This window comes from Streptomyces sp. NPDC048111, from assembly GCF_043202815.1.
GTDB lineage: Bacteria > Actinomycetota > Actinomycetes > Streptomycetales > Streptomycetaceae > Streptomyces.
In genome coordinates this window covers 1-10146 of the sequence record NZ_JBIDBD010000058.1, presented here as the reverse complement: position 1 = coordinate 10146, position 10146 = coordinate 1, and the positions used below count along the sequence as shown (strand labels likewise).

The 10146-nt window shown below is 71.3% G+C and carries 9 protein-coding genes and 1 tRNA gene; 7 read left to right on the top strand and 3 right to left on the bottom strand.

Annotated elements, in window-relative coordinates:
- Positions 1-144: 144 nt before the first annotated feature.
- Positions 145-1455: a sensor histidine kinase gene (locus ACGF3I_RS34940; protein WP_393139313.1), complete on the bottom strand. Its 1311-nt coding sequence runs from the start codon at positions 1453-1455 to the stop codon at positions 145-147.
- 164 nt (positions 1456-1619) lie between these two features.
- Here ACGF3I_RS34940 and ACGF3I_RS34935 point away from each other — a divergent pair, with 164 nt between their 5' ends.
- The 4 genes from ACGF3I_RS34935 to ACGF3I_RS34920 all read left to right on the top strand — a co-directional run bounded on the left by ACGF3I_RS34935 (position 1620) and on the right by ACGF3I_RS34920 (position 5244).
- A complete protein-coding gene (locus ACGF3I_RS34935) occupies positions 1620-2492 on the top strand; it encodes a helix-turn-helix domain-containing protein (RefSeq protein ID WP_393139311.1) in 873 nt (290 codons plus the stop codon).
- An 11-nt stretch (positions 2493-2503) separates the two neighbouring features.
- Positions 2504-2574, top strand: a tRNA-Gln gene (locus ACGF3I_RS34930).
- 129 nt (positions 2575-2703) lie between these two features.
- Positions 2704-4152 (top strand): bifunctional UDP-N-acetylglucosamine diphosphorylase/glucosamine-1-phosphate N-acetyltransferase GlmU, encoded by a 1449-nt coding sequence (glmU, locus tag ACGF3I_RS34925; RefSeq protein ID WP_393139309.1) that lies wholly within the window; start codon positions 2704-2706, stop codon positions 4150-4152.
- 117 nt (positions 4153-4269) lie between these two features.
- The gene (locus tag ACGF3I_RS34920) at positions 4270-5244 is read left to right on the top strand and encodes a ribose-phosphate diphosphokinase (RefSeq protein WP_393139307.1); all 975 of its coding nucleotides are present in this window, start codon (positions 4270-4272) and stop codon (positions 5242-5244) included.
- Positions 5245-5646: 402 nt separating this feature from the next.
- On the opposite strand, the gene ACGF3I_RS34915 is transcribed toward ACGF3I_RS34920, so the two are convergent.
- Both ACGF3I_RS34915 and ACGF3I_RS34910 read right to left on the bottom strand, forming a co-directional pair.
- Positions 5647-6534, bottom strand: coding sequence for a serine hydrolase (locus ACGF3I_RS34915; RefSeq protein WP_393139305.1), 888 nt, complete (start codon positions 6532-6534; stop codon positions 5647-5649).
- Positions 6531-7481, bottom strand: coding sequence for a LysR family transcriptional regulator (locus ACGF3I_RS34910; protein WP_393139303.1), 951 nt, complete (start codon positions 7479-7481; stop codon positions 6531-6533). The genes ACGF3I_RS34915 and ACGF3I_RS34910 overlap by 4 nt, the downstream gene beginning before the upstream one ends.
- A gap of 236 nt (positions 7482-7717) precedes the next feature.
- Here ACGF3I_RS34910 and ACGF3I_RS34905 point away from each other — a divergent pair, with 236 nt between their 5' ends.
- The 3 genes from ACGF3I_RS34905 (at position 7718) to ACGF3I_RS34895 (ending at position 9668) form a co-directional block, all read left to right on the top strand.
- Positions 7718-8302 carry a 50S ribosomal protein L25/general stress protein Ctc gene (locus ACGF3I_RS34905; protein WP_393139301.1) on the top strand — a complete coding sequence of 195 codons (585 nt, stop codon included), beginning with the start codon at positions 7718-7720 and terminating at the stop codon, positions 8300-8302.
- A gap of 117 nt (positions 8303-8419) precedes the next feature.
- Positions 8420-9016: an aminoacyl-tRNA hydrolase gene (gene pth / locus ACGF3I_RS34900; protein ID WP_393139299.1), complete on the top strand. Its 597-nt coding sequence runs from the start codon at positions 8420-8422 to the stop codon at positions 9014-9016.
- A 184-nt stretch (positions 9017-9200) separates the two neighbouring features.
- Positions 9201-9668 carry a hypothetical protein gene (locus tag ACGF3I_RS34895; protein ID WP_393139297.1) on the top strand — a complete coding sequence of 156 codons (468 nt, stop codon included), beginning with the start codon at positions 9201-9203 and terminating at the stop codon, positions 9666-9668.
- Positions 9669-10146 lie beyond the last annotated feature (478 nt).

The following is a 10146-nucleotide window of genomic DNA, read 5'->3' as shown; positions in this document are numbered from 1 at the left end:
GCCCACCCGCGGTAACCCCGGGGGGCGGGGGGGGGGGGGGCCCCAACCCCCCGGGGGGGGGGGGGGCCGCCCCCCGCGGCGGCGGCCCCCCCCCCCCCCCGGCCCGGGGGGGGGGGGGGGCCAAACCCCCCAAAGCGAGCCCCCCTAAACCCCCCGATCCGGCAACACCGCAGAAACCCGAAACCCCCCAGAATCAGTCCCCCCCGACACAAACACCCCACCCAACCCCAACACCCGCTCCCGCATCCCCACCAACCCATTCCCCCCACTGGGCAACCCCGCGTCAGCGGTGACCCCGTCCGCAGGCCCGTTCTCCACCTGCATCGCCACCTCGGCCGCCCGATACGCCAGCCGCACCATCACCTTCGCGCCCGCCGCGTGCTTGTGCACATTGGTCAGCGCCTCCTGCACCACCCGGTACGCCGTCTGCTCCACCAGCGCGTCACACCCCCGCGCCTCCCCCTGCACCATCAGCTCGACCACCATCCCGGCCTCCCGGGACTGCCCCACCAGCGCCTCGATGTCCGCCAGACAGGGCCCCTCCTCCGCCGCCGCGGCGGCAGCCGCGGCCGCCGCCCCCACCGCGGCCAGCGGCACAGCGTCCACCCGTACCGCGGCCGGCTGCTGGTCGGCGGCCCGCAGCACCCCGAGCATCTCGCGCAGCTCCGTCAGCGCCTGCCGGCCCATGTCCCCGACCAGCGCCGCGTTCTTCACGGCCTTCTCCGGATCCTTGCGCGCCACCGCCTGCAGGGCCGCCGCGTGCACCACCATCAGCGACACCCGGTGGGCCACCACGTCGTGCATCTCGCGCGCGATCCGCGTCCGCTCCTCCGTACGCGCCCACTCGGCCCGCTCCTCGGCCCGGTCCGCGAGCAGCGACAACTCCCGCTCCAGCGAATCCGCGCGCTCGCGCAGGGACTCCATCAACCGTCGCCGCGCCCCTATGTACAGCCCGTAGAGCAGCGGCGGACCGGTGATCCCGAGCGACATCACCACCGACACCAGCGGCACGTACCACTGCCCCGGGTCGTAGTCGCCCCGCGCCACGCTCTGGTGCATCCGCACGAACGTGACGACGAACGTCCCCACCACCGACATCCCCGCCAGCGCCGCCGTGATCCGGCGCGGCACATCGGACGCGGCCAGCGTGTAGAGCCCCACCACGCTCAGCATGAAGCCCATGCTCGCGGGCGTGACCGCGACCGAGACGAGCACCACCGCGATCGGCCACCGCCGCCGCAGCACCAGCGAGGCCCCCGCCACCAGACCGAGCAGCACCCCGGCCGGCACGGGCAGCCCCGCGTCCCCGGCGAAGCCCACACCCTCCAGCGCGCACTCCAGCGCGGAGAACGCGCCGAGCGAGATGTCCAGCACCGCGCCGCGCCTGCGCTCCCACCACCACCAGCCACGGGAGGTCAACCCCGTGGCTTCCTGGTAAGCCCCCGTTGCGGTCATGGATCCAGCCTACGGGCGGGCGCGAACGATTTTCCTTCGTCTCTCCTTCAGGACGGCCAGCACGAAACCACCGCGAACACGCCGAAACCAGCCATCCACCCCACGATGGAGTGAATCGCCCCGCTTCTCGACCGGACATCCGGATTCCGGACGAGCGTGTCCGTATGACATCGACCACACCCGACAAGTACGCCGCTTTCGAGTGTCTGCGCGAACAGGCGGTCGCGCTGCGCCGCGAGGGACTCAGCCGCCGCCAGATCCGCGACCGCCTGTTCGTCGACAACAACGACCTCCTGAACCGCCTCCTGAACGGCGAACCGGCCCCGGAATGGACCAAACGCCCCAACGCCAAGGACGACCTCCGCGCCCGCGCCCGCGAACTGCGCACCCAGGGCATGACGTACGACCAGATCCAGGCGGAGCTGGGCTGCTCGAAGAGCTCGATATCCCTCTGGGTCCGCGACCTCCCCAAGCCCGCACCCCGCACCCGAGAGGAGGCCTCGGCCATCGCCAGACGCGGGTGGGAGGCGACGCTCGCGCGGCGGGAGGAGGAGCGCCGGAGGACCAAACAGGACGCCGAGAGTGACATCGGAAAGCTGTCCGACCGGGAGTTGTTCCTCGCCGGCGTGGTGCTGTACTGGGCCGAGGGGGCCAAGGACAAACCCTGGGCCCGCCGGGAGTCCCTGAAGTTCATCAACAGCGACCCGAACGTGATCAAGGTGTATCTCAGGTGGCTGGAGCTCCAGGGCGTCGCGCCGGAGCGCCTGCGCCTCTGCGTCAACATTCACGAGTCGGCCGACGTGGAGGAAGCAACGCGATTCTGGGCGGAGCTGACGGGCATCGGCCCCGCCGGCTTCAACAAGCCCGTACTCAAGCTCCACAACCCGAAGACACTGCGCAGGAACACCGGCGACACCTACCGAGGATGTCTGGCGATCTATGTCCGGGATAGCGTCGATCTGTACCGTCGCATGGAAGGCGCCTGGTACGGCATAGTAGGGGCTGCCCTCGCGACCGATGAGTCGAAACGGACATAGGGGGCAGACCATCCCAGGTCGTCTAATGGCAGGACAAATGGTTTTGGTCCATTGAATGAGGGTTCGATTCCTTCCCTGGGAGCTCGAAAGTTCGGGTCCTGACTGCACCAGTCAGGACCCGCCGCATTTCCCCGGCCCCCACCCCGATTTCATCCACCAGGCCCCCCGGTATCCTTCGGATGTCCACCCCCCGAAGCCGAAGGGCACCCCCGTGAGCGCAACCCGCCCGGCCGCCGTCGTCGTCCTCGCCGCGGGTGAGGGCACCCGCATGAAGTCGGCCACTCCCAAGGTCCTGCACGAGATCTGCGGGCGCTCGCTCGTCGGGCACGTCGTGGCAGCCGCCCGTGAGCTCGACCCCGAGAACCTCGTCGTGGTCGTCGGCCACGCCCGCGAGCAGGTCTCCGCCCACCTGGGTGCCATCGACGCCTCCGTGCGCACCGCCGTCCAGTACGAGCAGAACGGCACCGGGCACGCGGTGCGGATGGCGCTGGAGGAGCTGGGCCAGTCCATCGAGGGCACCGTCGTCGTGGTGTGCGGCGACACCCCCCTCCTGACCGGCGCGACGCTGGCCGAGCTGACCCGTACGCACGAGTCGGACCGCAACGCGGTCACCGTGCTGACCGCCGAGGTCGCCGATTCCACCGGCTACGGCCGCATCGTCCGCGACGACGTCTCGGGCGCGGTCACCGCGATCGTCGAGCACAAGGACGCCACCGACGCGCAGCGCGCGATCCGTGAGATCAACTCGGGTGTCTTCGCGTTCGACGGCGCGCTCCTGGCGGACGCGCTGGGCAAGGTGCGGACGGACAACAGCCAGGGCGAGGAGTACCTGACGGACGTGCTGGGGATCCTGCGCGAGGCGGGGCACCGGGTGGGTGCGTCGCTCGCGGGGGACTTCCGGGAGATCCTCGGGATCAACAACCGGGTGCAGCTGTCCGAGGCGCGCCGGCTCCTGAACGACCGTCTGCTGGAGCGGGCGATGCTCGCGGGTGTGACGGTGGTGGATCCGGCCACGACGTTCGTCGACGTGCAGGTGACGTTCGAGCAGGACGCGGTGGTGCTTCCGGGTACGCAGCTGCTCGGGGCGACGCACCTCTCCTCGGGTGCGGAGGTCGGTCCCAACTCGCGTCTGACGAACACGGTGGTGGGCCGGGACGCCCGGGTCGACAACGCGGTGTCGTACGACTCCGAGGTCGGCGAGGGCGCGACGGTCGGCCCGTTCGCGTATCTGCGGCCCGGTACGCGGCTCGGCGCGAAGGCCAAGATCGGTACGTACGTGGAGACGAAGAACGCGTCGATCGGTGAGGGGACGAAGGTTCCACACCTGTCGTACGTGGGGGACGCCACGATCGGCGAGTACACGAACATCGGCGCGGCCAGTGTGTTCGTGAACTACGACGGTGAGGCCAAGCACCACACGACGATCGGCTCACACTGCAAGACGGGTTCGGACAACATGTTTGTTGCGCCGGTCACAGTGGGGGACGGTGCCTACACCGCCGCCGGTTCGGTGATCACCAAGGACGTACCGCCGGGTTCGCTGGCCGTGGCCCGGGGCCAGCAGCGGAATATCGAGGGTTGGGTGGAGCGAAAGCGTCCGGGAAGTGCGGCCGCGCAGGCTGCTCAGGCTGCGGCCGAGCAGCAGGGCGGGGAGAACTGACCGGATTCGGGTGCGTCTTTCACGGGCTACCGTGATAGGTGCACATATTCGGCTGGCTCGCCGCGACAGGGACCGCGCGGGTGCAGCAGCATCGAACACGTCTGAGGAGACTGTGCTGTGACCGGGATCAAGACGACCGGCGAGAAGAAGCTGATGCTCTTCTCCGGCCGCGCCCACCCCGAGCTGGCCGAGGAGGTTGCGCACCAGTTGGGTGTGGGCCTCGTGCCGACGAAGGCCTTCGACTTCGCGAACGGTGAGATCTACGTTCGCTTCCAGGAGTCGGCGCGTGGTGCGGACTGCTTCCTGATCCAGAGCCACACGGCTCCGATCAACAAGTGGATCATGGAGCAGCTGATCATGATCGACGCCCTGAAGCGGGCGTCGGCGCGATCCATCACCGTGATCATTCCGTCCTACGGGTACGCCCGTCAGGACAAGAAGCACAAGGGCCGCGAGCCGATCTCGGCCCGGCTGGTGGCCGACCTCCTGAAGACGGCGGGCGCGGACCGCATCCTCACGGTGGATCTGCACACCGACCAGATCCAGGGCTTCTTCGACGGCCCGGTGGACCACCTGACGGCCCTGCCGGTCCTCGCGGACTACGTGGGCGCGAAGGTCGACCGCTCGAAGCTGACGATCGTCTCCCCGGACGCGGGCCGCGTACGGGTCGCCGACCGCTGGTGCGACCGGCTGGACGCGCCGCTGGCGATCGTGCACAAGCGCCGTGACAAGGACGTCGCCAACCAGGTGACGGTGCACGAGGTCGTCGGTGACGTGAAGGGCCGCGTCTGCGTCCTGGTGGACGACATGATCGACACCGGCGGCACGATCTGCGCCGCGGCGGACGCGCTGTTCGCCCACGGCGCGGAGGACGTCATCGTGACGGCCACGCACGGCATCCTGTCGGGCCCGGCGGCGGACCGTCTGAAGAACTCCAAGGTGAGCGAGTTCGTCTTCACGAACACGCTGCCGGACCCCTCGGACCTGGAGCTCGACAAGATCACGGTCCTGTCGATCGCCCCGTCCATCGCCCGCGCGGTGCGCGAGGTGTTCGAGGACGGCTCGGTGACGAGCCTCTTCGAGGAGAACTAGCCGAAGAGCACCACAGAAAGGGCCGCGTCCACTCCCGGACGCGGCCCTTCCCCATTCCCCCACGCCAACGACACGATCAAGCCATACCCGCCCCCCGCACCCGACCACGGCCTGAGGGGCGCGAGGAACTGCGCGAGAACCGACAACGACCCGCACCCGACAACGGGATTGGGGGCGCGAGGAACTGCGCGACAAGCCACGCACGGTCCGCACATGACCGAGGGGTTGGGGGCGCGAGGAACTGCGCGAGAACCGACCACCACCCGCACCCGACAACAGGGTTGGGGGCGCGGGGAACGGCGCGAGGAGCGACCACAACCCGCACCCGACAACGGGATTTGGGGGCGCGGGGAACTGCGCAAACGGCGACCGCGCCGAGCGGGAGGGGAGGAAGCGCCGGGGTCAGGGCCCGGCGCGGCGGGCCCTGAGGGCGTCCACGGCGAGCCGCGCAGCACGCCCCACGGCCGCATCAGCCGCAGGCAGGGTCACAGCAGTGGACGCGGCCCGGGTGAAGACGGCCACCGCGTACCGCCCCCCATCGGGATACTCCACCACCCCCGCCTCATGCCGCTGCGTGGGCAGAGACCCCGTCTTCCCGCTGACCCGTACGTCGTCGAAGGGGAAGCCGGACGCGAGCCGGTGGCTCCAGGCCTGGACGCCGAGCACGGCGCGCAGTTCCTCCCCCCAGACTCCCCCGCACACCTCGTCCCGCCAGATCGCGCCGAGCAGCGCCGTGATCTCGCGGGGTGTGGAGCGGTTGGTGCGGGCCGGGTCGAGGACGGTGAGGCGGGCGACGGCGGCGGGGTCGACGAGGGCGGCGGGGCCGCTGTCGCCCGCGTCGGCGCGCATCGTGGCGTAGAGGCCGGCCTGGTTGTGGACGGCGATGGTGCGGGTCAGGCCGAGGGCGTCCATGGCCGCGTTGACGGTGTCGAGGCCGAGGTGCTCCCACAGGACGTCGGCGGCGGCGTTGTCGCTGACGGCGACGGCGAGGGAGGCGAGGTCGCGCAGGCTGAGCCGGGCCGCGTCGCGCATGACGGCGAGTCCGGTGGGGCCGGGGGCGCGGGCGGCGGCGGGGACGTCGACGGGGGTGGTGGGGTCGAGGCGTCCGGCGGCGGCTTCGCGGTAGAGGGTGGCGACGAGGCACAGCTTGTGGACGCTGGCGGTGCAGACGGGGGTGTCGGCCCCGAGCGCGACGGTGTCGCCGGTGTCGATGTCGGTGGCGCAGAGCGTTCCGCTGACGCCGGCGTCGGTGAAGGCGGCGGTGATGCGGCCGCGTGCGGGGGTGTTCACAGCGGGAACTCCGATGCGGGGCGGGGGAACAGGCTCCGCCGGCCGGCGGTGGGGACGAGCCCGGCGTGTTCGCGCAGGACGTCGTGGGCGGCTTCGGTGAAGAGGTGGACGGCGGGGCCGTCGCGTCCGGCGGGCCAGGCGGTGGAGGTGCGCCAGGTCAGCGGGTTGCCGCGCAGGGGGCGCCAGACGGTGCCGGGTTCGGGGGCGGGCCGGGGCACGAGGGCGACGACATCGGTGCCGGACAGCAGCAGGGCGCGGGTGAATTCGATGCCGGCGACCTCGCGTACGGCGCTGGGGGTGCAGCCGTGGCGGGCGCAGGCGGTGAGGGTTTCGTCGTGCAGGGCGGGGGCGGTGGGCCGGGGGAACAGGACGAGTTCGCGCCCGTCGAGTGCGGGGACGTCGATCTCTGGGTGCCCGGCGAGCGGGTCGTGGTCGGCGATGAGGGCGCCGAGCGGCTGGTGGAGCTGGGGGCCGAAGCCGAGTCCGGTGGCGGGGCAGGGGTGGCGGACGATGCCGACGTCGAGGGTGCCGGCGGTGAGTTCGGCGGTGAGTTCGGCGGTGGTGAGTTCGCGCAGGTCGAGTTCGCCGCCGGGGCTGCGTTCGCGGTAGGCGGTGAGCAGGGCGGCGACGGTGGCGCCGCCGAGCTGGGGCGGTACGGCCGCGCGCAGGGTGCCGGCGGCGCCGCCCTGGACGCGGCCGACGAGGGTGCGTAGCCGGTCGGCGGCGTCGAGCAGGGCGTCGGTCTCGGCCAGGACGAGGCGGCCGGCGGGGGTGAGGGTGGCGCCGGTGCGGCCGCGGTCGAGGAGGCGTACGCCGAGTTCGCGTTCCAGGCGCTGGATGCGCTGGGAGAGGGAGGGCTGGGCGACGCGCAGGCGTTCGGCGGCGCGGCCGAAGTGCTGTTCCTCGGCGACGGTGCGGAAGTACCTGAGGTGCAGCAGCAGGTCCATGAGCAGTAAGAATAGGCGAACGCCTATGCATACGCCTTCGTACCCGAACCCGGTACCGGTGCTGCCCCCGCTGATCCAATTGGGCGGCCGGAGGACGGCCGGGTACTCTGGGCGGGTTGCTCGGCGAGGGAGGCCGCACCATGCGTGCGGCGGTCCGTTATCGACGCGCTCTTCGTAGCAGGCCAGTCGTGGCCGGGTGACCACCTTTTTGGATCACCTTTCTACGAGGAGTGCACATGTCCGAGGTCAAGCTCGCCGCCGACGTCCGTAACAGCTTCGGCAAGGGCGCCGCCCGCAGCATCCGCCGCGAGAACAAGGTTCCCGGTGTCATCTACGGTCACGGCACCGAGCCGGTCCACGTGACCCTTCCGGGCCACGAGCTGCTGCTCGCGCTGCGTACGCCGAACGTCCTGCTCTCCCTGGACCTCGACGGCAAGACCGAGCTCGCCATCCCGAAGGCCGTCCAGCGCGACGCCATCAAGGGCTTCCTGGTCCACGTCGACCTGCTGCTCGTCAAGAAGGGCGAGAAGGTCACGGTCGAGGTCGCGGTCGAGACCGAGGGCGACCTGGCCCCGGGCAGCTTCCTCGTCGAGAACGTGCTGAACACGCTCTCCGTCGAGACCGAGGCCACCCACATCCCGACCTCCGTCACCGTCTCCATCGCGGGTCTCGAGGCCGGCGCCGCGATCCTCGCGAAGGACATCGAGCTGCCGTCCGGCACGACCCTGGCCACCGACCCCGAGGCGGTCGTCATCCAGATCCTGTCGGCGCAGGCCGAGGAGCCGGCTGCCGAGACCGAGGCCGAGGGCGCCGAGGCCTGAGCCGCACGCTCTGCCTGAGTTCCGTGCCGGGCACGGACTCCGACGGGGCGGCGGGCCACACTTGGCCCGCCGCCCCGTTTTTCTCTGTCCGTACGTGACCAAGGAGACGCAGCCCCCATGACGACCGACGACGCGAACGCCCCCTGGCTGATCGTGGGCCTGGGCAACCCGGGTCCGGAGTACGCCGCGAACCGGCACAACGTCGGGTTCATGGCGGTGGATCTGCTCGCGGAGCGCATGGGCGGCCGGTTCAAGGCGCACAAGGCGCGGGCGCAGGTCGTGGAGGGCCGGATCGGCCCGCCCGGTCCGCTGAACCGCCGGGTGGTGCTGGCGAAGCCGATGTCGTACATGAACCTGTCGGGCGGCCCGGTGACGGCGCTGCGCGACTTCTACAAGGTGCCGGTCGACCACATCGTGGCGATCCACGACGAGCTGGACATCGACTACGGGGTGCTGCGGCTGAAGCTGGGCGGCGGTGACAACGGGCACAACGGTCTGAAGTCGATCACGAAGTCGCTGGGGTCGGACTACCACCGGGTGCGCTTCGGCATCGGGCGCCCGCCGGGGCGGATGCAGGTGGCGGACTTCGTCCTGAAGGACTTCTCCTCGACGGAGCGCAAGGAGCTGGGCTACTTCGTGGACCGGGCGGCGGATGCGGCGGAGGCGCTGGTCATCGAGGGGTTGGAGCGGGCGCAGTCGACGTACAACTCGTGAGTGCGGGTGCGGCGGGCCAGGGGGGTCGCGGGGGGGCGGCAGCGGTGCTGGGGGTTCGCGCGGCGCGGCTGCGGGGGGCGGGGTTGGTTCATGTCCCGCACAACTGCGACATGGCCCGTGAAAGGGGCCGAACCGGCGGCCCTGGTTTGACCGTTCGCGGTCAGGGAGGCCAGGATCCCGCCCCATGACGAAGCGGAGCCGTACCTTCCTGCTGGTCGTGCGGCGGACCGCGGCGGCGGTGGTCGCCGTGCTGCTCGTGGTGGCCGGGTTCTGGTCGTCGTGGGGCACGGCGCAGCACGTGGTGCTGGCCAAGGGCCGGGAGCACGGGACGCTGACGGTGACGGGGTGCCAGGACGACGTGTGCACCGGCCCGTACGCACCCCGGCCCGGGTCGGCGCCGCACGCCCACGTGACGATCCCGCGCTCGGTGGCGGCGCACCGGGGCGACCGCCTGCCGGTGGTGTTGAAGCCGGGCACACAGGACGCGGTACGCAGCGGCGCGGCCGGCCTGCTGTACGCGTGGCTGCCCCTGGCGGGGGCGCTGCTGCTGGCGGCGCTGGTGATCGGGGGTGGGGTGCGGATGGGGCGGGTTGGGTGGGGGGTGGGGGTTGTGGGGGCTGTGGTGATGGCGGCCACGTTCCTCGCGCTGTAGCCCCGCGGGGGGGGGCCGTACGCGACCGCCCTTTTGCGCAGTTCCCCGCGCCCCTCAACCCCCCGGCCGTGTGCGGGCCGTGGTCGCTCCTCGCGCAGTTCCCCGCGCCCCCAACGGCACTGGGGGTGCCCGGGGTTTGCGCAGTTCCCCGCGCCCCTAACCCCTCGGTCGAGTGCGGACCGTGGTCGCTTCTCGCGCAGTTCCCCGCGCCCCCAGCGGCACTGGGGGTGCCCGGGGTTTGCGCAGTTCCCCGCGCCCCTAACCCCCCGGTCGAGTGCGGACCGTGGTCGCTTCTCGCGCAGTTCCCCGCGCCCCTCAACGGCACTGGGGTGCTTGGGGTTTGTGCAGTTCCCCGCGCCCCTAACCCCTCGGTCGTCTGCGGACCGTGGTCGCTTCTCGCGCAGTTCCCCGCGCCCCTTAACTGCTCGGTGCTGGGCAGCACCAGGCCACCTCAGCCCGTCCGGCGATTGAGGACGAG

Coding starts and splice junctions, on each gene's coding strand:
- ACGF3I_RS34940 (WP_393139313.1), bottom strand. CDS start 1,455: ATGACCGCAACGGGGGCTTACCAGGAAGCCACGGGGTTGACCTCCCGT.
- ACGF3I_RS34935 (WP_393139311.1), top strand. CDS start 1,620: ATGACATCGACCACACCCGACAAGTACGCCGCTTTCGAGTGTCTGCGC.
- ACGF3I_RS34910 (WP_393139303.1), bottom strand. CDS start 7,481: ATGGACCTGCTGCTGCACCTCAGGTACTTCCGCACCGTCGCCGAGGAA.
- ACGF3I_RS34905 (WP_393139301.1), top strand. CDS start 7,718: ATGTCCGAGGTCAAGCTCGCCGCCGACGTCCGTAACAGCTTCGGCAAG.
- pth (WP_393139299.1), top strand. CDS start 8,420: ATGACGACCGACGACGCGAACGCCCCCTGGCTGATCGTGGGCCTGGGC.
- ACGF3I_RS34895 (WP_393139297.1), top strand. CDS start 9,201: ATGACGAAGCGGAGCCGTACCTTCCTGCTGGTCGTGCGGCGGACCGCG.